Source organism: Paenibacillus radicis (ex Gao et al. 2016) (assembly GCF_014641555.1).
GTDB classification, from domain to species: Bacteria; Bacillota; Bacilli; order Paenibacillales; family Paenibacillaceae; genus Pristimantibacillus; species Pristimantibacillus radicis.
Genome location: NZ_BMHY01000015.1, coordinates 24,158 through 49,750 on the forward strand (window position 1 = coordinate 24,158; position 25,593 = coordinate 49,750).

Here is a 25,593-nt window from a genome sequence, read left to right on the forward strand (position 1 = left end):
TTGGTTATATTGGTTACACAACTTGAAAACCTTCCACTCCAAATTGAACAACGATCGATGCTCCAGGAGCAAGCTCAAGGGCCGGCAACCAGCGTACATGCTGCTGACCAAGCGGCTTACGGGCTTCCAGCGATGTTTCCGAGAGGACATGTACGGCGGCTGGAAAAGACGTTTCGTTCCATAGCCGTAAGCGAAGCTCGCCTTCATTCACCCCGTCAAGGCGTTCCGCGCCAATATGATCAATCGCTGCGAAAATACCGGTGTCGGGCTGAACATAGAGCCCCGGCACCTCAACAATAGTCAGCATAAGAGCCGTCTCGCTCCAGCATGAGCCGTTGAAAACACCGCCAACCTTGTCTTCGCCTTCCCAAGCGCTCAAATTGACTCTTTCATTGACGAACCCGGCAGGCAGATGACTTCCCGGTTCGTCCCAGCTCATAATCGGACGATCGTTACGGGACATATATTGCGGGATCGTACGGGCAATATCGCGAAGCAGCTCCAGCCACAGCATGTCACCGGTAGCACGAAACAGCTTCAACAAGGAATTGCCGGAGAGTGTACAAATACCGGGAGCGCTATGCTGGTTCTGGGCATTTGCCAGCACGGTTCCCGTCGTTTTCATCCCGAGACGGCCAAACTCCGCATGGGAAGGCCATTGAAAATCATAGGATACGCACCAGGTCATGCACAGGTTCGCCGCTTCCCGAGCGGATGTAAGCCACTCTTTTTCACCCGTCATTTCATAGAGCACAATCAACGATTCCAGCAAGGCAAATGCGGATTCGCTGTCCGGACATTGCAGAATTTCGCCTGGCCCGCCCGTCGTATAGCCTGCTTTCAAATCTCTCTCCACATACAAGCGGGCAGATTCGCGGGCTACAGCTGCGTAACGCTCATCGTTGAAATATTCAGCCGCCAGCATGAGACCAGCCGGTAGGATCGCACCAGAAGTAGACCCGCCGACGATAATATCGCCGGTGTGAACGTCGATAAACTGTCCGAACTGGCCATTCTGCTTCCATAGGCGGACAAAGGCGTCTGCCAGCCGTTTCACTCCAGCTTTCCAGGCATCCGGTATCGATTCGCCCTGCTGCTCGATCAGCGCAATTTGCTTCAGTACGAAATACAATACGTCCCCGCTTTTACGGATGAGATGCCATCTGGAAGCATCCTCCCGGTCAAAGCCGTCGCCAGGATACTGCCCCTGTGAATAAATGCCGTGGAGCAGTCCCGATTCCGCTTGCGTACGAAACATAAAGTCAATTGTTTGGCGGGCCCGCTCCCGGCTCTTGCCGCTGCCGGCTGCTAGCAGCGGATACGTCGTGATTCCGCCGCCTACCCAGCCGCACTGCCAATCTTGGAAATGGTTCTCCCTCAGTCCGACGGAGTAATAGTTCTCCTGTGCGTGCCAGTTCATTTCGTTATACTTGTTCTCCAGAACGTCCCATGCCGCAAAGAAGGGGATCACAGAAGGCAATTGGTGCTGATCTGCCAGTGATTTGCGAATAGGTGCAAACCGCCCTATCCATTCGCTAACGCTCGTACATGGAAACACATGGGCATGGAGCTGTACCGTTGTTTTCCCGCTCGGTTCCGATTGGCCTTTATGAGCGAGCAACTGGCTCGCACCGGTGGTCGGAATCCGCAACGACAGAACCGCCGTAGAGCGGTCTTCATTCTCCTCAATCACAATACCTACAGAGCTGCCAGCCGTATTAGCCTCCAGCAGCAGCCAGCAGCCGACACCGCTGTCCGGCATGTATAGCCCAATTGCAGGCGTGGACAAATCCCGGGTATCCCGCTCCAATCGCGATTCTCCTTGCCCGATATTCAATCTGGCGATATTTGTAACGGTTATCGGCAAGTCCGCGCGAAGATCTTCCTCATCTTTGAATATTGGCGGGTATGGTATGCGGCGTGCTTGAAACCGGTTGCCTCCGTACACCGATCCAGGCAGCATAATCTGATTTTCTACGGACCAGCTGTCTATGACAAAATCCAAAATAGCTGATCCATTGCCGTTCTCCCCAGCACCCTTTTCATTAGTGAACTGCATAGCGCATTCAAATACGCCCGCAGCAACCTCCTGCTGCGTCCAATTGAATTGCCCTGCAGTATATTGTTCGGTAACTTTAGGCTCCTGAAGGCCCGGTATTCCCCACATTCCTGACTTCCGCTCTCCCATATGCTCTCCTCCTAATAAGAATGACCGGCAACCCGTGTGCCGGTCAGAAAATAACCCTTACATGCACTTCATCTTCCGATGTTCCAAATGCCAAATATCAGCGCGCCCCGTACTAATCGAACAACAAAATGCAAAAGTGCAGGTTGATGAGCCTCAACTGGTCCAAATCAGCGCTCAAAATGTAAAAGTACATTTGAAATCCCATTATTCCGCCCTTTTGAGGCTTTTCAGGCCAATCAAAATGCACATTTGCATTTTGATGCGGTAAACCGGCGAAAAACCGGCAGACAACATGCAGATTTACATTTTGATTCGTTACAACAGCCTATAGTATAGCTTCCACAACTTTCTCAACACGCCAGCGGGCAACCTAGGCTGCCCGCTGATCAACATGTTTAGTTTCCTGTCACAATCTCTTTATTCTTCTTGTAAGCTCCAGTCCAGTAGTCCACCGATTTCTGCAAATCTATGCTCGCCAGCTCTTTCATCATGCTGGTCTGAATTTGATTAAATTCCGCATCGTCCTTAGCCAATATCAGCTTCGGAACCATACGCTTGATGTACTCATCGATTTTCCCGTCAATACGTTTGATATTATCCGGAGTGACAATCGGCAGCGCGGCAAATTGCGTATAATCTGTCCCGTTCTTCTTAATCTCGCCTTGCTCCACCAGCTTCTCGATCAGTTCACCCGGGTAGCTGACGTTGTAATGCTTACTGTAATCTTGTTCAATTGGATTCATCTTGCTCAGACGCTGCTCACTAATAATATTGCCGTAGTTGGTCGGCACGTTGAATTTTGGATCAATCGCACCAGCAGAGAATCCGCTCCAGTTGTAATACTTGGTGATGCCGCTTTTCGCGCCAAAGTCTGGATCGGCCTTCGACTGTTCAATTCGTTCCGCGGTGTCCATAGGCACATTGTCTTTCACTTCCCAGTCAACGCCCTCTATCCCGTTCATGATCAATCGAGCACCTTCATGAGATACGAGGTAGTTGATCAGCTCCATTGCACGTTCCGGGTTTTTGCTGTTTTTGGAAATGGCGAACGTAGAGTCCAGACGGCCGATGGAGCCGTACTCGCCCACATATTGCGTTTGTCCCTTCGCAGGAGGAAGCGGTGTCCAGCCTTTCAATTCGCCAGCTTTCTCGAATGCGTCGTTCGCTTCATTCACGCCCGCCCAATTCCACCAAGTGAACAACAGACGGTTGCTCTTAATCTTTTCCAGCATATTGTCATATTTCATCGTGAAGCTGTCCGGATCGAACAGTCCCAGTGCATTCGCTTTCTGATACATCCGGGCCGTCTCCCATACACTGCCGTCCGGCTCCAGAATTGCACTCTTTGCTTCCAGCGTCTCCGGATCTACGTCCATGAACTTATCAAGAAGCAATTTGCCGCGGTAACGGTCATAGAACTCGGTCTGAATGCTGTATCCCCATTCAAACAAAGGTGCCATCGCATATACTTTCTCGCCTTTTTCATTCGTCGGATGCTTATCCTGCATCTGCTTCAAGATCTGCAGCAAATCTTCCCAATTGTTATATTGCGGATAGTCCAGCTCCTTATAATAATCCCAACGAACCATGTAGCCCGGAGAAGCATACGTGTATTCCTTAGGCGCATCACCTGCCAGCAGCGGAATAAAGAATAAATCATTCGTATCATTGCTTAAATACTTTTTGCTGAACTCAATCCGTTGCGGTGATTCCTCCAAAATATTCTTGCCATGCTCGGCGATCAAACCATCGAGCGGAATAACCAGATTGCCGTCAATAAGCTGCTTCATATGCCGGCGTTCCGCATAAATGATGTCCGGCAAATCGCCGCTCGCCATCATCGTGTTGAGTTTGTCGTCATTCACCTTGGCTTCCGTGCTGATGTTAATGTTCAGCTTTTTCTTGATTTCCAGCGCTACACGGTCCGTCTGAACACCGGGTGTTACAGAGCCTCCGAAACCGTTGCCATAAATGGTCAGCGTAACCTCTTTGGGCTGCCCGTCGTTTGTACCGTCGTTTGTACCCTCTTTAGTCCCTGTACCTTGTCCATTCTGATTACCGCTAGAGCAGCCTGCCGCTGTTACGGCTATCGCTACGGTCAAGCTAAGTGCAAGCAAAGATTTCCGCCATTTGGTTTGCATGTGAACCCTCCCTATAATGATCGTTTTGCTACGCTATACAAAGCTTGCCGAAGCAAGCCCGGTATACATGAAATAAGCTTTCTTTTACCCTTTTACAGCCCCCATCATGATGCCTTTGACAAAGTAACGCTGCATGAACGGGTAGACCAGCATGATCGGCAGCGTTACAATCATCGTAATCGCCAGCCTGACTGATGCGGAGGACACCCGGAATCCGGTAATCCCTGCCGCGGAGGTGAGCAGCTGCCGATTTGCATCAGAAGCCATCGATTCCGCCTGCCGCAAATAATTGAGCAGGATGAGCTGCAGCGTCTGCAGCTTAGGATTGCTCACGAGAAAATAATTGTCCGTCCAGGAATTCCACTGATTGACGGCATGGAAGACGGCGACCGTCGCCAGTATGGGCATACACACCGGGAGAATAATGCTGATGAATATCCGCAGATAACCTGCTCCGTCCATCATGGCCGATTCCTCAAGTACAACCGGAAGTGATTCCATATACGTTTTGATCAAAATAATGAAATAAGCAGAAATAATCGTAGGCAAAATGTACAACAGATAGTTGTCTTTCAGTCCCAAGCCCCGCATCGTAATGTACCAAGGAATAAGCCCCGCATTGAGGTACATCGTAATGATCACAAACCGGTAGACGAAGGATCTGGCGAACATTTCACGTTTCGTAATCAAATAGGAGAAAAACGAGCACGCCATTACAGTAGCGAAGGTTCCGATGACAGCGCGTGATGCCGAGATCAGGAACGCATTAATAATATTGTCCGATCGGAACAGCTGCGTATAAGTGTCCAGCGTAAAGCCTTTCGGAAAAAAGTAAACGCCGTCGATAATCGCATCCGGGCTGCTGACCGAATTAATGAAAATATAATAAAACGGATAAATGCAGAGCAGCATAAATGCGGTATAAACGATATAGTTGATCGTGTGGAAAGAGTGCTCTCCGATACGAAATCTTTTCATAATCATCCGATAACCCTCCTCATATGATAGATTCTCCCCGTACGCGTTTGGCCAGATTGTTGACTGTGAATAGAAGTACAATGCTGATCACAGTTTTGCTGATGCCAAGAGCCGTCGAATAGGAGAAGTCGCTATTCAGCATGCCGACCCGGTACGTATAGTAATCCAACACCTCGATATGAGAAGCAACGAGCGGGTTGTAGAAGACAAAGTATTGATCGAAGCCGTTAGACAGCATATTACTGATATCGAGCAAAAGCAGAACGAAAAACGTCGGTAGAATGCCTGGCACCGTAATATGCCAGATGGTGCGGAAACGTCCGGCGCCGTCCACTTTTGCCGCATCATACTGCTCCTGATCGATGCCCGCAATCGCCGCCAGATAGATTATGGCCCCCCAGCCGAGTCCCTTCCACATGACGATTCCCGTCTGCACGTACCATACGATATCATTGTTGCCTAGCACGTTCGTTGGCGAATCAATCCAGCCAAAATTGAACAGCACCTTGTTAATAAAGCCGTCGCTGGAGAAGAACATAAAGAATACGGCATAGACGAGTACCCAGCTAATAAAGTTAGGCAGCGTCGTCGTAATCTGCACTACCTTCTTGAACGATTTGGATTTCATCTCATTGAGAAAAATCGCAAATGCGGCAAATAACGGTGTACACAACAGCCCCAGCACGCTCATGATCATCGTATTGCGAAGCACATTGAACAAGTCTTTGCGCTCTTCATACATGAGTTTGAAATAATCCACGCCTGCAAATGGCGTTTTCCAAAGCGGTACCCCTGGCCGGTAATCAAAAAACGCATATATCCATCCGAATAGAGGGATATAATTGAAAATAAATACGACGATTAAAAAAGGAACCGCCATCCAAAACAACTTCATACGATTAGACAGCTTAAAGCGTACTCCACTGCGTTCCGCCTGAATCATAGGCTTGCTCTCCACCTTCCGTTCTTCTAAGCTTCACTTCCCTTGTTGTATCTACATGATAACCAACAGGGGAAAGCGAAGGAATTAACGGAACAATGAAAAGATGACTTATTCTTGCACCAAGTGATATTTTTCAACAAGCCTGTCCCATAAAAATGATTTATTTCACGGTATGATGCGTTTTTCTACACTTTATATTCCAAGGGGAGGCGCATCCTAATGGTCATCCCCTTCCCTTCCTCACTGAACACATCCAGCCCGAAAGCTTCACCTGCATGCAGTTGAATCCGCTGATTGACGTACAACAAACCCATCCCATGGGCTCTGGACGGTCCCCTTTCCCCGCCAATTTTCTCTTTCGCCAATCGGTACCGCAGTTCAACGAGCTTTTCTTCGGACATCCCTTTGCCTTCATCCTTCACTTCCAGTACGAGCAAACCGCCCTCTACGCGGCCCGACAGCTTGATCGTTCCCGCATACTTCTGAGTCATCCCGTGGACAAAACAATTTTCAAGCAGCGGCTGTAAAATAAACCTTGGGACCTGGGCCTGCATCAGCCCCTCCTCAATGTCCACATGAATGAGCGTTCCTTCTCCATACCGGTGATTCATGATCGTCATATAGTGCTTAATATAGCCAAGCTCATCTCCCAACGTTGTAAAAACGGAAGTCTCCCGGTAAATGGGACGGAGCATGTTGCCAAGAGCGGTAACTGTCTCTTCAATATTGGGCGCATGCTGCACGGCCGCCATCCATTTCACCATATTCAATGTGTTATACAGAAAATGAGGGTTGATCTGGGACGCCAGTGCGCGCACCTCGGCCTCCCGCTTCATTTCTTCCGTCTGCTTATTGGTTTCAATGAGCTCGTGAATGCTTCGCGACATTTTGTTAAACTGCATGCCGAGCCGGCCGATCTCATTATGCGCCATGCCGGCTACTTCAAAGCCAACGTTGCCTACTTCCATTTGCTTCATCGCTTTCGTCAGCTTGGACAAAGGAACGGTAAGCCGCATGATCCAGTAGTAAGCAAGCACCCATGCGACAAGTAGGCTGGCAAGCAGCATAACGATGACGATTTTTTTCAGCGTATTGCTGTCCTTGGAAAACTCACGATAAGGAATCTCTTTCACGAGCGTCCAATCTGTCGTACCGACCCGATAGTATACGACCCGAAGCTTCTCATGATCATTCCTTGTCGTATAGCTGCCATACTTGTTCCCGTTCGCATGCTCCAGCGTAAAGACCGGAGTGTCCCTCTCGTCCTGCTCGTTACCCCGGATAATGTTCCCGTTGCCGTCCAGCAAATAGATCCAGCCCTTCGTTATACCTGCCAATTCAGCAAAAAAAGGAGACAGACTGCTCTCCTTGATGCTAAGTGTAAGGATCGATAAGGGACGTTCCTGATAGGAGCTGACAATCGCCCGGGATGCCAAAATAAGCGAATCATTCCATTCCGCCGTTTCGGGGTAACGGAACACCGCTTCCTGATCCTGCACCTTTACGTTGCTCTGCCAATCCATGCTGGGAAATGTATCGAGAACATGCTCGTACAATCCCGATGTGTAAGCCCAACTGGATAACCCTGAATCCGATGTGGTATAAAGCTTTTTACGGGTCACGCCCAGGATTTTTCCCGATTCCGAATACACATAAATCGAATGGATGTTGTCGTACCTGAACAGCACATCGTTGAACAATTGAGTCAGTGTCGCCGTGGCCTCCACTTCCTCGGCTTGCGATAATGGCCTGTCCATATAGCCTCTGACCGATTCATTCGCCAGCAGCACCTTGCTTGTTTTGTCCATTTCAGTGCGAATAGCAAGCAGGCTGCTCTCCGCCTGTTTGAAGTTTTGCAAGGTTAGCTGCTCCGCCCGTTCCTTGACGATCTTCGTTGTGCTGGCATAGAAGAAAAAAGCGCCCAGAGACAAGACGAGCAGGCTGACGCCTGCATAAGTAATAAATAACTGGAACCGCAGCGTTCCCCAGCGTGCCCTTTCATGAAGCGCATAGCCTAGAAGCTTGCGGATCGCAGCGAACAATTCAGGACGCTTGTTATTCGTCATCGCTAATCTCCTCTACTTGGCCCCAACGCTTGCGGAATTCGCGCGGCCCCATGCCCGTAGACTTCTTGAATGTCCGGCTGAAATGGCTATGATCCATGAATCCCACATGATCCGCTACCTCATAGGATCGCAGATCGCTCTCCAGCAATAGTCTCTTCGCTTTTTCAACCCGGATATGAATGAGGTACTCGCTGAAATTGACATCCAATTCCTTCTTCAGCAAGGAGGATAAATAATTAGGGCTCACTCCGACCACATCAGCGACATCCTGGAGCGTCAGCTCCCCCTGAAAGTTTCTATTAATATAGGCGACAGCTTCCGCCACCTTGCGGCTCATCGGAATTTGCCGGGTTTGCATCAACCCTTGAATAAAGGTTTCGGCTAATTGCACCATCTCATCCCAAGTCTCACAGGATTCCAGCCGCAGCGTGCACTGGGTAACAAGCTCTGCGCTCTCCTGCGATTGATGCGGTACATGCAGCGACAGCCGGTGAAACAAATAATTGAAGTCCCGAACCGTCGCTTCCCGGGATTCCGGAAGTTCACGTTCCTTCATCCGTTCGGACCAATGGCTGAATTCCTTAGACAACTGCTCGCCATGAAGGCTAAGCACTTCAGCCAGTCCGGCCAATGAGGTATGAATCTTCTCCTCGGCCTTCAATTGCAAATTGACATCACCACAAATAAAATGATCGGTATTTACATAAAGCTTATAGCTCATTGCATGCAGACACTCCCGGTACATCGCCCGCAGTGGCGACAGGTCATGTGCCGTGCTGCTAACTGCGAAGGTTACGGCAATATTGAAGTAGGACCGCATCACTCTACGGATATGATCCAGCAGCTGATGCAGCTGCTGGAATTGTTCATTCTCGCTGAGGGAATTGCCAAAGCTGAGCAGAAACAAATAGCGGTTATCCGCATCATGACATACTTCCCCACAGCCGTAATCTCTTAATATCTCTTGAAGCACATTCAGCATGGACATGCGGAGCAGCTGGCCCCGCTCATCCCCAAATCTTACCTTCAGCCGATGGTAGTGATGGATGTCCATGAGGCAGATTCGGATATTATGCGGATCGAGCATCAGCTTGTACTCGGAGACATACCGCAAAAATTCCTCTTGCGAATAGCGGTTTCGGAACAAATAATCCTTCACGAAGCTTTCCTTCAGAACGTCGATATCACGCAGAAGATGCTTGGAGGAATCCGCCCTCTCCTCATCAAGCTCCTGCTTTACTTTTGCTAAAATATTGACCATCTCATTAGACTCCATCGTCAGCTTCAAGATGAAGTCGCTTACACCGTTGCGCATCGCGGTTTGAATAAGTCCGAATTCTTCCAGGCAGGTTAAAATAATAATTTTCGTCGCGGCATCATGCTCGCGGATCCGATCGATCAATTCCATGCCGTCCATCTCCGGCATCCGGATATCGGTAATGACTATGTCAGGTTTGTCCTTCTGGTAGTGCTCCCAGGCTTCTACGCCATTGGCTACGTCTCCGGCTACTGTCATGCCTAAGTTTTCCCAGTTAATCGAATTTTTCAGCCCGAGCCTGACCCACATTTCATCTTCTGCAATTAATACTTTGTACAAACCAGTCAACCTCCTGATGCTGTCTTCCTATATAAAGTTAACTCGCAGATACATTTTTGAGTATTTCTACACCACTTCTATACGATTTCCGTTATTAACACAATTATAGGGAAGCAGCTTCAGAAAACACATGAACTTTGCAATGAATTTATGTATATTTCCACACAGAAGCCAACAACATCAAGCTTACCAGAAATGCTGCTGTTGTATGTAAAAAGAGACACATGCAATTAATACTTACGATTGAAGCGAAAATAAGCTGACTTCGATGAATGATCGAAATCAGCTAGCTTTACGGTATCCGGTTTAGCAGATATATGTAAACGTGGATTATTTGACTTCATCTAGATTTATATCTAAATCTAGAGCTTTCTTATCGCCATCAATCGTGAACAACGCCTGCGCGTAAAGAACTTTGTCTTTGGACTGAACATTAATTATTGTATCCTTTTCGTAACTGTACACTTCATTTGCATCTAATCTCTTAGTGATGCCCACAAAGCTAAAAACAATATCTGGCCGGGTCATACGATCTCCCACAACTGCTCCGACCAAAGGATCGGCATGGCTGATCGTAATGGAGCTCTCACCCATATTGATCAATTCCGTGTGGAGTTTAATTTGCGATGTATCTACTCTATCGACTATGACTCTAAGTGTAACCGAATCGGATGAAACTTCCTTGATTGTAGAATGGCCCTCTTTTTGTTGACATCCAACCAGCAATAAAAGGGGTACGCAAATGATTACGATGTACTTCATTTCGTTCCATCCTTTCTGTAAAGCAAGAAATGAGACTCTATATAGAGCCTCATCCTTTAAATCTGACTCATGCCAAGGTGACTAAATACCCTACCTGCTTTAGAATAAAAAAACCGATCAAAAAAATATCTCCCTACAAGTAACAAGGCAATTCTGGGCTGAAGATCAACGAAAACCGAAAGAGTATAAAAAATTCTAAATATCGACTAGTCTTGTTTTTGTTACTCTAACACATCTAATTTATCTGCAATGATCCTTACGAACTCACTCAATGTGAAATGCTGCATTGTCTTATGTATTCCCGGAGAAGCACAAACTGCCAGCATATGCTCCTCATCCAGTTGACTGTGCCACAGTCGGCTATTTTGCCATTTCTGTTGGTATTGCACTCGGCCTTGGGCAACATCGATAGAGAACTGGTCGAGCGACAACGATAACCCTCGGCCGTCTGCTTTTATAAAACTTTCTTTCATCGTCCATAACGCATAAAAGTATTGCTGCCGGCTTATCTCCGGCTCTCGAAGCAATGCCTCGTACTCGTCCTTGGCAAAAAAACGTCTAGCAATTTCTAATGATATTGGCTTTATCTCTTCAACATCGATACCAACCGGGGTATAATCGACTGCGCATACAACCCACTGTCCAGAATGAGATAGATTAAAGTAAATCTCCCTCTCATCTTGTTCCCTTTCCAACTTCGGTTTACCATATTGATTCTGAATAAACTTCAACTCACTATTTTCCCGCCCCGTATTTTCACACAATGCATACCTGGCCAATAACTCCCCAAACAATGATCGCTGTGCATCCTTCGCAGAATGAAAGCGCGCGATCCGCTCTCGTCTTTCTTCAGAAACGTAAGGCAGCCATTCTTCCCGTTCCATAGATGCCATTTCTCGATCCATCTTAAGATAATAAAGATGAAGCATGTCACACTTCCTTAACTTGAGCCATCTAATTTGTATAAACGCGCTAGACTGATTTCATTCGATTATTTTTTATCATTCATAAGAATCAGCCATTTTTTCACTGACTCTGGAGCTCTGATAATTCCGAAAACCCGAATTTTACCTAAGGCTTCTTCTGCTAATTCTCTTGTAACGTCTTTTGCTATGAAGAGAGCACCGACGAGCTTAATATCGATTTTCACATTCTCTTCTATTGCTTGCAATAATCGATTGCGATCAAATTCCAGCGCGCCGAAAGCAAAGAACTGTGTATGTTTGAACTCTTTTACCTCAGCTGCATGACTGTCTAATTGTCTTCTAATGGCGATACGAATAAAATCACTGCGGTTTGTATAGTAACCTTGGTCTACTAATAGATCAATTTGTCCAAGATCCATCGGCCCAAGATTTATCGTTATTTTTTCTAATTCAGGAATATCCAGCACTCTCCTTCTTTGTACTCTATTTCTTCAACTATGCCTACATAATTTTCCTCTGTCAAGCAAAATGAACAGAAAAGTTAATTGCATAAAATGGATTTTTATGGTAACATACCATCTTCGGGGATGGTATTAAGATGTTTAAGGGATGTCTTGTGGATGTTTTATTTGAGGGGCTTTTGTTTAGCTAAAATAAACTCTTTGGTAAAGGAAGGGGATTTAATGAAACAGAAGAACACATTGTGGCGTCTTACAGCTTACTGTTTTAAGCACAAAATCAGTTACACTTTTTTATTTATAACAATGTTTGTCGGTATAGGATTGGATCTTGGCACAGCCTGGTATCTAAACAAAATTACAGATGCAGCAGTCACTCAAACTCAAACACATTGGCCCCTTCTTATTATCATAGGCCTTATCATCCTTTTTCTTACGGTTGCAAACATTTATTTGGACACCTATTTAAAATCAAAGGTCTCCTCACAAATCAGGAAAAATATTCGTATCGATACACTCAAGAAAGTACTTTGTCTCCCTGCAAGTCATTTTAATGAAAATCATTCCGGAGAGCTTCTAACACGGATGACAAATGATAATCAGGCGATTGGTACAGCATGCAGTAATACCATACTTTCTTTAATTCGCAATCCAATCCTGGCAGTATCCTCATTTATTTATTTAATGACAATCAATTGGAAACTGGCTTTAATTTGTGCGCTTGTTGGTCCAATGACCCTTCTTGTCGGAGGTTTATTCGGAAAAGTTCTTCGACACAATTCACAACAATTACAAAGCCGGATTGGAACATTAACCTCCGTACTGCAAGAGATTTTGAATTCAAGTACTATTTTCAAAACTTTTGGACTTGAAAAAAAATTACTTACTAAATTTATCTTGAATAGTGAAGATATCAGTAAATTTGAAATTCGCGGAGGGAAAATTCAGGCTTCGCTATCTGCAACGGCTAATGCGGTCGGCCTTTTATCCTTTATCGTAACCTTCATTGTGGGGGCTTACTTTGCAGCGTCAGGCTCTATGACTGTAGGTGGCTTAATCGCTTTTATACAGCTTATGAATCATTTGACCTGGCCATTTAGCGGTCTAGCTTCTTCTTGGGGAGAACTCCAGCAAGCACTTGGTGCCGCAGATCGGATTTTTAAGACGATGGACGAAAAAGCTGAGTTCCATGAAATTCCTGCACATAAAATGAATCATGCATTTAACAAAATAGAAGTTGCCGGGCTAACATTCGGTTACAATACAGAACGATTGATACTGAATGATGTCTCGATAAATGTAGAGGCGGGACAAAAAATTGCATTAGTTGGTCCAAGTGGTGGTGGAAAAACGACTATCTTTAAAATGCTATTAGGTTTATTTGAACCTGACAAAGGCCATATACAGATAAATGAAAAAAATGTGAGGGAGATGGAATTGCAAGATTTAAGAGGCTATTTCTCATTTGTGCCACAGGAAAGCTTTATGTATTCTGGGACCATCCGAGAGAATATTGCCTTCGGAAAGCTAGATGCTTCAGAGGAAGAAATCACAGCAGCCGCAAGGGATGCTAATGCCTTAGGATTCATTTCAGAACTCCCTGATGGCTTGGATACTCACATTGGTGAGGGAGGGGGCCGTTTGTCAGGCGGTCAGAAACAAAGACTATCAATTGCTAGAGCTCTGCTCAGAAATGCACCAGTTTTGTTGCTGGATGAAGCAACAGCAGCGTTAGATAACGAATCCGAGCGGTTAGTTCAAGAGGCATTGGATCGTTTAATGGCCGGAAGAACAACTTTCATCATTGCACACAGGCTTTCTACTGTTCAACACGCGGACCAAATCATTGTAATAGAGAATGGAACGGTAGCAGATAAAGGAAAACATGAGGAGTTATTACAATCTAAAGGCCTATATTATAGACTTTATAATAGTCATCTTTTAGCCGCTTCTACAATTGAAGCAAGTGCATAAAAGCTCCAAATAACGAAAAAGCAAACCGCCCTTTCGCTTCTTAATAGGAAGTCGAAAGGGCGGCATTTATGTTTCACTTCGCTAATCCCGCGGTCTGCTCACAAACATCCAGCACACAGAATAAATTCCTTCATTCGCATACCTTTAACGCTGCAAAATCACAAAATCATCACAAGAATAGATTTCAATTACACTTGCTGTACCCGCAATTGCTGCATTGCTTGCAGCCCTCAATATTTATCAATGCTGCAGAGCCGCATGAAGGACAGAGATCCAGCGAGCTGATCTCACCATGTTTGTGCTGCTGCCCAACCCCGTTCTCTGCGCCGCTTGCACTCGACTCCGACACACCCGCACTCACCACCGGAGCCGAAGCCGCCTGCTCATCGACGCTCTCCATATGCGTCTCCAACGCTTTCGCTACCGCATCCGCAATCGACTCCACACGATTAACGCCGAAGCCAATCGCGCCGGAGCCGCCAATCCCTTTCAAATGCTTGATCAGCAGCTTCACTTTGTTGCCATGATCGCCGTAACGCAGAAACAGCGAGCACACTCTGCCCAGCGCTTCTGCCATCGCGAACACATCGGAGCCCGCTTTGCCAACGTTCAGGAAAATTTCAGCTGGCGTTCCGTTGAGGTCGTTAATCGTAATATAAGCCATTCCGAACGGCGTATTGATCTTATACGTCGCGCCGCGCAGCATCTGCGGCCGGCGTTTGTAGGCTTGATCGACTACTCCCGTTTTAGCCGGCTCCTCTTTCACCTCCACCATACTAACAGCACTTCCCGTAGTTAACCTTTCTCCAACGGCCTCATCCGTAGTTCCCGCTTCGACCGTTCCCTCCTCAGCCGCCTCGTCCTTTTTCCCATCTTCGACCACGACTGCTTCATCCGCCTTTTTCTCTTCACCCGGAGTCGACAACACCTGTACATCCCGGCTGCCATCGCGATAGATCGTCACACCTTTACAGCCGAGCTCGAAGGCCATCTCGTACAGCTCCTTCGTCTCCTCCACAGTGAAATCATTCGGGCAATTGGCCGTCTTGGAGATAGAGCTGTCGACCCAGCGCTGAATAGCGGCTTGAACCCGGATGTGATCTTTAGCCGACAGGCTCATAGCCGTTACAAAATAATCCGGAAGCTCTTCACCGGGATGAGCATCCTTCCATTGCTGTGCGATCGGAACGAGCTGTTTGTCATAGCCGAGACGGCTTTGGCGGTAATACTCAAACGCAAAGTAAGGCTCAATGCCAGTTGAGGTGCCAACCATCGTTCCCGTACTGCCAGTCGGTGCCTGCGTAATGACCGTTACGTTGCGGATGCCTTGGCGCTTCACGGCTTCACCAACCTCCGGGAACGCCTCGATTATATTACGCATAAAACCGCTTTGCACATATAGATCATGCTCGAAAGCCGCGAAAGAACCCTTCTCCGCAGCAATTTCACTGGATGCCAAATAAGACTCTCTCGCGATAAAACCGTACAGCTCATCGAGAAATACGAGCGATTCCGGACTGCCGTAACGGATGCCGAGCTTGATCATCAGCTCGGCAAGCCCCATCGTCCCGAGCCCAATCCGGCGCTCCCGCTTCTGATTATCCTCATTCTCCTTGAAATGATAAGGCGTTGTATCGATCACATTGTCGAGAAAACGAACCGACCAGCGGGTTACTTTCGCAAGCTCCTGCCAATCAACCGCGTGACTCGCCTCATCGTAAAATCGCGATAAGTTAATTGCCGACAAATTACATACGCCCCAGCCCGGCAAACCCTGCTCGCCGCATGGGTTGGTGCTGATGATGGGATTGAAATACCAGCTGTTTGACATCTGGTTGTAGTATTCCATGAATACGACGCCCGGTTCTGCTGACTTCCAAGCAGATTCAATGATCAAATGCCAGATGTCGCGGGCGCGAACGGTTTTGTACGGAATCACTTTTTTCCCCAGCTTCCGCCATGCCTCCAGATCACCTTCCCATAGCTCGTTGTACTCGGGATCCTTCGTATCCGGAAAAACAAGCTCCCAGTCCGAATCCTCCTTCACCGCTTTCATAAAACCGTTGCTGACGCACACAGACAGATTCGCATTCGTCACTTGCCCCATCGTCTGCTTCACCGTGATGAAATCTATAACATCGGGATGCCAATCATTAATCATCAACATAAGAGCGCCCCGCCGACTTCCGCCCTGCTCGATCAAACCCGTTGTATAGCTGAATAGCCCTCCCCACGAGACAGAGCCGCTTGACGTACCATTCACTCCTGCCACGATAGCCCGGCGCGGACGCAGTGATGAGAGATTGATGCCAACTCCGCCGCCTCTGGCCATAATCTCCGTCATTTCGGTCAAGGTCTGCATAATGCCGCCCCGGCTGTCCTTTGGCGATGGAATGACATAACAGTTGAACAGTGTCAGCTCCTCACTCGCCCCTGCTCCCGCAGCTATCCGCCCGCCCGGTACAAGCTTCCAATCGTCCAAAATATAGCGAAAGCGCTCGGTCCATACGCTTCGAGTCTCTTCATCCTTTTCCGCTCCAGCCATAGCCGCAGCCAGCCGATCCCACATCTCGTCCGGTGTATGCTCGATCGTCAGCGTCAGCTTGTCGACGGTAGTCTCTACCGTATCCCCGCTCCGCATCTTAACCTGTACATCATCGCCGTCCCGCGAGATGATCTCCCCGACTTCTTTTGCCGGAAATTTCGGATCGTCTTTAGTTAGCGCTAATACAATATCGCCTGCTTTGGCCTTGCTCGTATCTGCATTTTTCCTAGCGTACCGGTCCAAAAATATTTTTTCGCTTAAACCTTCCAACCGATTGTCTCCCGCTTCACCCACTTCAGCAGCCTCCCCTAATTACGAATTGGCTTTCCATGCATGGCCTTACTACGAAATCACAATATATTGTGTATTACTTACATTATAACATACTACATATTGATTTTCATTATCCAGAAGTCAAATAGGCTTATAGCGCTTAGAGCGCTTATCTGGCGTAAGGTCAACCCTTTTCATCGATCTTATTCTACTCCTCTTTCTTATGAATATCCGACAATAGGGTCATACTATAGGCAACTATCTCTTTTTTCCCGAAAGGAGCCTGCAATCTTGTCCTCTACCACTAACCACAACAGCGATCTAGCTGGGGCAGCAGCCGCTTCGAACGCTATCGCAACCCGCAAGCTGCATCCATTGGTTGACCTGAAGCTGGACCGTTCCTGGTTCGAAGAGCTTCAAAGCCGGATGGCCAAAAACGGCCCTTGGGACGACTGGACGTTATACCAGCTGTCAATGGAAGCCGAGCAAGCGAAAAAAATCGACAGCTTCGAGCATTTGCAGTGTCTTCGAACGCTGCCTGCATTGGAGCCTATGCCGCATCAAATCAGTACGGCCCGCAAAGTGCTGCATGAAATGGGCGGCCGCGCCATTCTCGCCGACGAAGTGGGACTGGGCAAAACGATTGAAGCCGGCCTCGTCCTGAAGGAATATTTGGTTCGCGGTCTCGTTCGCCGCGCGCTGATTCTCGTGCCTGCCTCCCTTGTCTTGCAATGGGTAAGAGAGCTGAATCAGAAATTCGGCATAGCGGCCGTCGCGCAAAAGAAAGAGCATACCTGGCATTACGACGTCGTCGTAGCCTCTATCGATACCGCAAAGCGTGACCCGCACCGCGAGCTAGTGCTGGGCACTGACTATGACCTCATCATTATCGATGAAGCGCATAAGCTGAAAAACAAAAAAACGACCAACTATCAATTTGTCGTCCAGCTGCGCAAAAAATATTGCCTGCTGCTAACCGCCACGCCCATTCAAAATGATCTCGATGAGCTGTTCAATCTCATCACGCTGCTTAAGCCGGGGCAGCTCGGCGGGCAAAGCGAATTTGCCGCCAACTTCGTTGTCGATAAACGTTTGCCGAAAAATGAAGACCAGCTGCAAGACGCATTGTCCAGCATCATGATCCGCAATCGCCGCGGCGACGGCGGCATTTCGTTCACGAAACGAATTGTCCGCAATATTCCGCTGGTGCTTTCAACCGAAGAGCAAGCTTTGTACGACGCCGTAACCGGCTTCGTCCGGGAACGATATGACGAAAGCGGCGGCGATCTGACCAGCATGCTCTCCCTCGTCACCCTTCAACGGGAAGTATGCAGCAGCCGGGATGCCGTATTTGTAACGCTCGTCAATTTGTTCAAGAAGACGGCCGAGGACTCTCCGATGCGACCGAAGATTTGGGAGCTGGTCGAGTTTATCCGGAAAATCGAATCCAATACGAAAGCGCAGAAGACGCTGGAGCTCGTTCAGCAAATGAATGAGAAAGTCATTATTTTCACGGAATACAGGGCCACACAAGAGTATTTGCTGCAGTTTTTCCGCAACAATAATATGGTTGCTGTTCCTTACCGGGGCGGAATGAACCGCGGTAAAAAGGACTGGATGATGGATCTGTTCCGCGGGCGCGCACAGGTGCTTATCGCGACAGAAGCCGGAGGTGAGGGCATTAATCTGCAGTTTTGCCACCACATGATCAACTTCGATCTGCCCTGGAATCCGATGCGGGTCGAGCAGCGGATCGGACGGGTTCACCGTCTCGGACAGACCGAAGATGTCCATATCTACAATCTATGCACGGTCGGCACCATCGAAGAGCATATCGTCAATCTGCTTCATGAGAAAATCAATTTGTTCGAGCTTGTCATCGGCGAGCTGGATCATATACTGGAACGGTTTGAAAAAGGAGAAGGCTCGCTGGAGCAGCAGCTCGCCCGGGTATTGCTCCAATCTGGCGGCAGCAATGCAGATCTGAGTAAACAGATCAATGAGCTCGGCAGCTCTATCGTGAAGCTGCGCAACGAGACGGCCGATCCTTCTGCAATTTTGACGCAAATGACGGCTTTAGGCCAGAAGGTGGAGGTGGAGATTCGTCCATGAATGAGAAGCAAGTGCATAAGTTCGTCCACCGGTACTTAGAAGCAACGGACTGCGCCATATTGGAGAAGTCTCCGGCGCATTTTACCGTTAAGCTGTCTCCAGCAGCAGATCGCGAGTTAACCAATCGCCCGTATTACTGGGGCTTCGTGGATCGTACCGGAACTCCGCCCGAGACGATGACCTTTCTCTTCGTCACCGATAAGCAGAAATATGAATCGCTTGCTGCAGCTCCTGCACTAACACCGGAGGAAGCGGCGGCCAACGCGGCATTGGGCCGTTCCATCGGATTTGTGCCAGGCAACTTGACGAATGGCACTCGCACGCCGCGCGAGGATCTTTATTTTGGTTCCCGTAAGCTGGAGCAATTGTTCACGGCCGCCAAAACCTACGGCAGCTACGTCAATTTATTTCAGGAACCGGAAAAAAGGGCGAACACCCCTTTTCAATCGACACCCTATACGGCTTGGCTTGGCGTTAATATGCGCGTCGAGTTCGCTTGCGACATGAAACGAGAGGAAATTCACAGCTACGGCGTGTCTCTGGCGACAGGAAGCATCGTCGAGCAGTTCCATGATCAGTTGCAAGCATTGCGGTTAACGCCTAGATTGCCTGCAAATGTTCATGTGGCGAAAAACGGCTTATCGCTATCTAAGGCACTGTCGGTGGTGGAGCAAGCGCTCGAACGCAAACTGAAAAATTATGATTATAGCTGGGCAGCGGCAGCCTCAGAAAGGCTGCAGGAAGAACTGGATCGGATTGACGGTTATTACGAGCCCTTGATCAAACACGCCACAGAGGAAACAAAGCCTGCCATCGAAGAGCAATACAACCAAAGAAGACAGGAAACCAGGTGGCAATTCGAGCCGAGGGTGACGGCATCCGCCATAAATTGCGGCATCTTTCATCTCGAAGGCATCGATTAGCGGAATCAGACGGAATCCGCATTCATCCGTCAAAAATAGAACGTGACGAATCGCCGCAAGAGCGACAATAACCAACAGCCTTCCCGAGCTTGTCCGCATACAATGAATAGGAACAGCGGATTCCATTAAATAAAGCAGGCTGCATGGGCAGCCTGCTTTAATGAAAAGAGTGAGTATATGCGTAAATGGTTGCAAAAAATAATAACGTCGGCTTTAGCAATCGGATTGCTTTTATCCCCCATGACAGTAAGTGCTGTTAATGGGACAGCAAAGCCTATCGAGCAAAGCAGTACTTCCGAAATATCATCCCTGCTGGGCAACTGGATAGCCGAGATGGCCAAGCAGCCGGATTTCCGTTCATGGAAACAAGCCAAATTCGAATTGATGCCTTTAGGACCCGGAACCCATAACTGGCTAGCCCTTATTAAAGGTACGAATGGCAAAACCGCTGGCTATGTCGTCGTACAAGCAGTCGAGAAAGGCGGCTATACGATCGGCGAGTACGGCCTAGGTCAATACTTATATAACGAACAAACGCTGCAGCAATCTTTGCGGCAGCTCTCCCTCATCCATCCATCTGCAAATCAGCAGCTATACGTGCATCCCCTGCTCGCGGTTTGGAAAACGAGCGACGATAAACGAATTATCTATAGCGATGCTATGAGCGGTGAAGGGCTTCCCCTTGACGCACGAAAGTGGGAAACGGCAAGCACGAAGGAAGCGCAGCTTGCCGCTGCACTGCCTGCTATTGATTTAACGAAGAAAACTGTTAAGTTGCATGCAGTCGTTTCTAATCCCTCGTTCGATCCGTACGGCAAGCTGCCATGGCTCACAGATGCCGCACCGCTTCAAGCCAGCTCTAAAGATGTATCGAAGCTTCTATACGCTATCAAAGCTAAAAAACAAGTGCAATACATCGCCGAACGCTATGGCGGCGACATGCTGTATGCCTGGTCCGTTACCGGCTACCATGACTGGAATAACGGCATCGTCTATGCCGCATTAGAAACAGACGAGCTGGGCGAAAGCCGCCGTTACATTCCGGCTCAGCTGCTTGCTGAACTCGGACGCTTTTACCGTTGACGCTCTGCGCGTCCTCTCCACCATAACAATAAGCTCATCGCGCCCACGCCAAACCAACGCGTCATCCAGTGCTCCCTTTGCGCTTTGGCTGACGCTTTTGTCTGCTTACGCTCAGCACGGGGCGTTTCCATATAGTGCACAACCTGTTCCGTTACGTATTTAATCAAATCATCGCCGCTTGCCATACCCATCACCTCATTTATTTGTTAATACAAGTTTGCCCGCTGCCCTCCGTTAATAAACGTGTATGAGTTTTCCTCCAATAAGCCACGATAAGGATGTTGCACATGTAACGGAGGAGGAACGATTTGTGTTGAAAATGCTGCAGCTTGCCGCTGCCTTACTTATGCTGCTTCCCATCAGTCTTGCTGGCGCATCCCCGGATCCCGATGCTGCCGATGAACCGCAATCCGAGAATGACAGCGGCTGGACTATGCCCTCCGCTAACATACTGATCGACGCGGGGCATGGCGGCATTGACGGAGGAGCTTCTGCGGACTCGGTACTTGAGAAGGATATTAACCTGGCCATCGCTCAAAAGTTGTATTTGCTGCTGAATAGCCAAGGCATTTCCGCCGTATTGAATCGAACCGGGGATTACGCCCTTAGCGATGATAACCGTTGGCATATTACCAGATCACGGCATCGCCGCGACTTGTCCCAGCGCAGACAGCTGACAGAGGAAATTGACACGCAGCTGCTTGTCAGCTTGCATGTCAATGCGACCAAAAACCGTTCGAAGAGCGGACCGATAGTGCTCCACCAGGAAAGCGGGGAGAGCGCTTTGCTTGCTTTTTGCATTCAGGATGCGCTCAATCGCCAACAAGAAACGACCTTCTATCCGCGCGAAGGCAAGCCTTTCTATTTGCTGCGCCGGGTAGATCAGCCAGCCGTTATTGTCGAGATGGGCTTTATAAGCAATGATGCAGACCGGGCGATGTTAACCGATCCTCGTCAGCAGCTCGAAATTGCGAATGCCATAGCTTCAGGGATTCGGCAATATAAATGGATCACTCGGTGACGGAGACAGCATATCGGCTGCTTTTACAAACTGAACATGTTCATTAGATTGCATAGCGGGTATAGACTGCCGCAGCACAGCGGCGGTCTTTTTGCCTGGAACGCCAACGTGCCCGATGACTACACAATTATCATGCTGCTCTAAAAATTTGCGGACAATCCCGATCTGCTTGGAAATATGAGCTTCCGTATACACGTCATCAAGGAAGACATCATTGGACACTAAAGGTACGCCTAGCTCTTGCGTCACCTTCGGCACGACGGTCTTAAATGTAGTCCGGCTGTCTAGAAAAAACAATCCCCGTTCCTTGCATACCTGCAGGACGACACGCATCACCCGTTCGTCTGCAGTCACTTTGGAACCCATATGATTGTTCATGCCGATCGCATGCGGCACTTCGTTAATAGCTTCTTCTACCCGTTTGCGTATTTCCGCATCGCTCATATCTGTCGTAATTGCGCCTGGTCCAAGCCAGGATTTCAGCCCTTTATTGGGCTCCATCGGCATATGGACGATTACATCATGTCCGAGCCGGTGTGCTTCCTCCGCATCCTGCTTCGTCGTTGGCATGAACGGCATGACCGCCACTGTGAACTTAATCGGCAGATTCAGCATCTCTTCCGTGCCGTTCATATTATTGCCAAAGTCATCGATGACGATGGCTACTTGCCGGGGCTGTCCCCCCTCTGACTGTGCGGCTTTTTGATCCGGTTCAGCTTCTGCCCCTTCTGCTCCCGCCAGCCCTAAGCGGCCTCCTGCCGATAAGCTTATAGCGACAACGCCGGCTGCAAGCAGCAGGCATGTTCTTTTTATTTTCACATTCAAAATTAGAAACCCCCTTATCGTGTTTACGCTCCTTTCATTGTTTGTCCAATCGTGGGAAAATATGCTGAATATTTGAACTTTACGGAATGGCTTGACTTGGCTTAATGACACATGCTACCATAAGGAACGTAATCCCAATGACATGCGGTCATGGCGGAATTGGCAGACGCGCTAGATTCAGGTTCTAGTGTCAGCAATGACGTGGAGGTTCGAGTCCTCTTGACCGCACCATACCTTACAACCAACAGGTTCGTGAAGTCGCTCTTGCAGCGATTCACGGACCTTTTTTTGTTGTTTTAGTGCATCGTAATACATTTGTAATACTTTGCTTAGATAATTGTAAGCAGTTTATCTTACTCTGCATTTGCAACATAACTTATATGGAGTGTGATAAAGATGATTAGAGTTACAAAGAGCAAGATGTTCGTTTTGCTGGCAACACTGGTACTATCGCTGGCCTTTGCCGGAGTGGCGAGTGCGGCAGCCGCAATGCCCAAGACGATCAAGAAAGACGGTATGGAGCTTGTTCATCTCAGGCAAGCAGCAGAAATGTATGGCTACAGCGTGAAATGGGACGGCAAGGAAAATTCGGTAACATTGATGTACACAGGCAAAATGACAGAGGACAAGATGATGGATGACAAGATGACAGGCGACAACACGATGGACAACAAGATGTTGGACGACAAGATGGCGGATAATAAGATGATGGACGACAGTATGAAGCCAGCCGGACAAACGATTAAATTGTGGATCGGGTCAAAAAAGATTACGGTGGACGGTAAGAAGATTAATCTGGATGCGGCGGCTGTACTTGATCACAACAATACTTATGTCTCACCTGCATTGGTCACGAAATATATGAAACCGGCTTCTAATATGTAATGCGTATACAGCCGGGTTGAGCAGCCTTTTTATGGTATGATCGATTTTATAGATCTTCAATGAACGTTAGGGGTGGGGCGGAATGAACGAGCGCGTACTGGTCGCTGATGACGATGCGAATATTACCGATGTATGCCGCAGATATCTGGAACGGGAAGGCTATTTCGTCTTGACTGCGAGAGACGGCTTGGAAGCACTGGAGCTATGGTCGAGTCAACGTCCCGACTTAATCGTGCTCGATCTCATGATGCCCCGCAAAGACGGCTGGCAAGTGTGCAAGGAAATCCGGCAAACCGAGGATATTCCGATCATCATGCTCACCGCACGCGGAGAAGAACAGGATCGGCTGATGGGGCTGACATTGGGCGCAGATGATTATCTGACGAAGCCCTTCAGTCCAAGAGAGCTCGTCCTTCGCGTAAGGAATATTCTGCGTAGAGTCCGGCACATACAGCCTGCCCCCAGCGCTGCTTCTGATCACACGATCAAATACGATGACATTACCATTCATGTTGGCAAACGCAAAGTGGAAGTAAGCGGTCAGGTGATTGACTTGACGGTTACAGAGTTTGAGATGCTGCATTTGCTGGCGAGTCATCCGGATCAAGTCTTCTCCCGGAATCAGATTCTGAGCAAGCTGTGGGATTTCAGCTATGAAGGAGATACAACCACAGTGACCGTGCACATTCGCAGATTGAGAGAAAAAATCGAGCCGAATCCTTCGGAACCTAAATATATCAAGACGGTCTGGGGTATTGGCTATAAGTTTGCGGGTGAAGCAAGCCGATGAAATTAAGGACGAATTTATTGCTGGCCAACCTTACAGGCATGGGCGTATTGTTAATCTGTTTATTTGTCAGCTACTCCAAAATGCTGCTAACGATCGAACAGCTCTACTGGCTATCTAGCATTACGGCTGGAACAGGCCTGCTCTCTTTCATCCTGCAGCATTTGCTGACACGCCCTTTGGAGAAATCAATTTCGCGGATCACACAGCAGACCAAAAAAATTGCCGAAGGCGATTTCCATACAGAAGTCCCCTCCATTGGCCCGCTGGAATATAAAATTCTAGCCCAACAATTCAACGAGATGAGCCATAAATTAAAGGAAAGCTTTGATCATCTGTACAGCTCCGAATCCGCGCGGCGAGAATTGATTGCAAATGTCTCTCATGATCTTCGGACACCACTGGCATCCATTCAATCATTCGTAGAAGCGCTGGAGGACGACGTCATTGAGGATAAGGAAACGTTTCAGCGTTATCTGCATACGATTCGGCTGGAAACGAGGCGGCTAGGCGGTCTCATTCATGATTTGTTCGAGCTTTCCAGCATGGAAGCTAAAGCAGAAATATTCGACCCGCAGCCTTATCATACGGATGAGCTTCTAATCAGCACCTTAGAAAGCTTCTCTCTGCATCTGAAGGAGAAGCAGCTTAAGATTGAGATAGAGATGCCCGATAGATTGCCTGCTGCCCTTATGATGCCCGCTCAAATCAAGCGGGTCCTGTCCAATCTGCTGCAAAATGCCATTCAATATTCGCCTACAGGAGGGAAGATCACGTTATCCGCCTCCGAACAGGATGATTCCTTTTTGAAAATCTCCGTCACTGATAAAGGCGAAGGTATCGACGGAGCGGACATTTCCCGCATATTTGAACGGTTTTACCGGGCGGACAAATCTCGAAGTAAAAGCAGCGGCGGCTCCGGCCTGGGGCTGGCTATCGCCAAATCCATCGTCGAGCTTCATGGCGGCGAAATCGGCGTGCACAGCTCTAAGGGAACAGGAAGCTGCTTCTGGTTTACGCTGCCGATCTATGCAAGCGGCAAAACCTCTGCCGGTCAGCCCCACTCTTCATCCCGTAATACCAAGCTATAATATCAGGTGGTGATT

At 48.3% G+C, this 25,593-nt stretch carries 20 protein-coding genes and 1 tRNA gene; 9 read left to right on the forward strand and 12 right to left on the reverse strand.

Features of this window, described 5'->3' with window-relative positions; all coding sequences use genetic code 11:
* Positions 1-13: 13 nt before the first annotated feature.
* The 9 genes from IEX98_RS24780 to IEX98_RS24820 all read right to left on the reverse strand — a co-directional run bounded on the left by IEX98_RS24780 (position 14) and on the right by IEX98_RS24820 (position 12,068).
* Positions 14-2,188 (reverse strand): hypothetical protein, encoded by a 2,175-nt coding sequence (locus IEX98_RS24780; RefSeq protein WP_188892384.1) that lies wholly within the window; start codon positions 2,186-2,188, stop codon positions 14-16.
* Between the two features lie 395 nt (positions 2,189-2,583).
* Complete coding sequence (locus IEX98_RS24785) at positions 2,584-4,329, reverse strand: extracellular solute-binding protein (protein ID WP_188892385.1); 1,746 nt, start codon at positions 4,327-4,329, stop codon at positions 2,584-2,586.
* A gap of 84 nt (positions 4,330-4,413) precedes the next feature.
* Positions 4,414-5,313: a carbohydrate ABC transporter permease gene (locus IEX98_RS24790; protein ID WP_188892386.1), complete on the reverse strand. Its 900-nt coding sequence runs from the start codon at positions 5,311-5,313 to the stop codon at positions 4,414-4,416.
* A gap of 13 nt (positions 5,314-5,326) precedes the next feature.
* Positions 5,327-6,250 (reverse strand): ABC transporter permease, encoded by a 924-nt coding sequence (locus IEX98_RS24795; RefSeq protein WP_229692376.1) that lies wholly within the window; start codon positions 6,248-6,250, stop codon positions 5,327-5,329.
* Between the two features lie 185 nt (positions 6,251-6,435).
* A complete protein-coding gene (locus IEX98_RS24800; RefSeq protein ID WP_188892387.1) occupies positions 6,436-8,316 on the reverse strand; it encodes a sensor histidine kinase in 1,881 nt (626 codons plus the stop codon).
* Positions 8,306-9,913 carry a response regulator gene (locus tag IEX98_RS24805; protein WP_188892388.1) on the reverse strand — a complete coding sequence of 536 codons (1,608 nt, stop codon included), beginning with the start codon at positions 9,911-9,913 and terminating at the stop codon, positions 8,306-8,308. Before IEX98_RS24805 ends, IEX98_RS24800 begins: the two co-directional genes overlap by 11 nt.
* A gap of 330 nt (positions 9,914-10,243) precedes the next feature.
* A complete protein-coding gene (locus IEX98_RS24810) occupies positions 10,244-10,675 on the reverse strand; it encodes a hypothetical protein (protein WP_188892389.1) in 432 nt (143 codons plus the stop codon).
* A gap of 221 nt (positions 10,676-10,896) precedes the next feature.
* On the reverse strand, positions 10,897-11,604 hold the full coding sequence (locus IEX98_RS24815) for a 4'-phosphopantetheinyl transferase family protein (protein WP_188892390.1): 708 nt from the start codon (positions 11,602-11,604) through the stop codon (positions 10,897-10,899).
* Positions 11,605-11,666: 62 nt separating this feature from the next.
* A complete protein-coding gene (locus IEX98_RS24820) occupies positions 11,667-12,068 on the reverse strand; it encodes a ribbon-helix-helix protein, CopG family (protein ID WP_188892391.1) in 402 nt (133 codons plus the stop codon).
* Positions 12,069-12,284: 216 nt separating this feature from the next.
* On the opposite strand from IEX98_RS24820, the gene IEX98_RS24825 reads away from it, so the two are divergent.
* A complete protein-coding gene (locus IEX98_RS24825) occupies positions 12,285-14,033 on the forward strand; it encodes an ABC transporter ATP-binding protein (RefSeq protein WP_188892392.1) in 1,749 nt (582 codons plus the stop codon).
* Between the two features lie 184 nt (positions 14,034-14,217).
* On the opposite strand, the gene IEX98_RS24830 is transcribed toward IEX98_RS24825, so the two are convergent.
* Positions 14,218-16,872, reverse strand: coding sequence for an adenosylcobalamin-dependent ribonucleoside-diphosphate reductase (locus IEX98_RS24830; protein WP_188892393.1), 2,655 nt, complete (start codon positions 16,870-16,872; stop codon positions 14,218-14,220).
* 330 nt (positions 16,873-17,202) lie between these two features.
* Here IEX98_RS24830 and IEX98_RS24835 point away from each other — a divergent pair, with 330 nt between their 5' ends.
* The 3 genes from IEX98_RS24835 (at position 17,203) to IEX98_RS24845 (ending at position 20,969) form a co-directional block, all read left to right on the forward strand.
* On the forward strand, positions 17,203-18,963 hold the full coding sequence (locus IEX98_RS24835; protein WP_229692386.1) for a DEAD/DEAH box helicase: 1,761 nt from the start codon (positions 17,203-17,205) through the stop codon (positions 18,961-18,963).
* Positions 18,960-19,886 (forward strand): YqhG family protein, encoded by a 927-nt coding sequence (locus IEX98_RS24840; protein ID WP_188892395.1) that lies wholly within the window; start codon positions 18,960-18,962, stop codon positions 19,884-19,886. The genes IEX98_RS24835 and IEX98_RS24840 overlap by 4 nt, the downstream gene beginning before the upstream one ends.
* A 177-nt stretch (positions 19,887-20,063) precedes the next feature.
* On the forward strand, positions 20,064-20,969 hold the full coding sequence (locus IEX98_RS24845) for a hypothetical protein (RefSeq protein WP_188892396.1): 906 nt from the start codon (positions 20,064-20,066) through the stop codon (positions 20,967-20,969).
* On the opposite strand, the gene IEX98_RS24850 is transcribed toward IEX98_RS24845, so the two are convergent.
* Positions 20,960-21,154: a YqzE family protein gene (locus tag IEX98_RS24850; protein ID WP_188892397.1), complete on the reverse strand. Its 195-nt coding sequence runs from the start codon at positions 21,152-21,154 to the stop codon at positions 20,960-20,962. The two genes, IEX98_RS24845 and IEX98_RS24850, sit on opposite strands and share 10 nt — an antisense overlap.
* Before the next feature lie 134 nt (positions 21,155-21,288).
* Between IEX98_RS24850 and IEX98_RS24855 the strand changes: the two genes are divergently transcribed.
* Positions 21,289-21,990, forward strand: a complete 702-nt coding sequence (locus IEX98_RS24855; protein WP_188892445.1) for an N-acetylmuramoyl-L-alanine amidase family protein — start codon at positions 21,289-21,291, stop codon at positions 21,988-21,990.
* Here the strand turns inward: IEX98_RS24855 and IEX98_RS24860 are convergent.
* Positions 21,955-22,815, reverse strand: a complete 861-nt coding sequence (locus IEX98_RS24860; protein WP_229692378.1) for a divergent polysaccharide deacetylase family protein — start codon at positions 22,813-22,815, stop codon at positions 21,955-21,957. The genes IEX98_RS24855 and IEX98_RS24860 overlap by 36 nt on opposite strands.
* A gap of 144 nt (positions 22,816-22,959) precedes the next feature.
* On the opposite strand from IEX98_RS24860, the gene IEX98_RS24865 reads away from it, so the two are divergent.
* The 4 genes from IEX98_RS24865 (at position 22,960) to IEX98_RS24880 (ending at position 25,578) form a co-directional block, all read left to right on the forward strand.
* Positions 22,960-23,046, forward strand: a tRNA-Leu gene (locus IEX98_RS24865).
* Between the two features lie 165 nt (positions 23,047-23,211).
* Entirely contained in the window at positions 23,212-23,700 is a 489-nt protein-coding gene (locus IEX98_RS24870) for a stalk domain-containing protein (RefSeq protein WP_188892398.1), read from the forward strand.
* An 82-nt stretch (positions 23,701-23,782) separates the two neighbouring features.
* Positions 23,783-24,490, forward strand: coding sequence for a response regulator transcription factor (locus IEX98_RS24875; protein WP_188892399.1), 708 nt, complete (start codon positions 23,783-23,785; stop codon positions 24,488-24,490).
* Positions 24,487-25,578: a sensor histidine kinase gene (locus tag IEX98_RS24880; RefSeq protein WP_188892400.1), complete on the forward strand. Its 1,092-nt coding sequence runs from the start codon at positions 24,487-24,489 to the stop codon at positions 25,576-25,578. Before IEX98_RS24875 ends, IEX98_RS24880 begins: the two co-directional genes overlap by 4 nt.
* Positions 25,579-25,593: the final 15 nt, after the last annotated feature.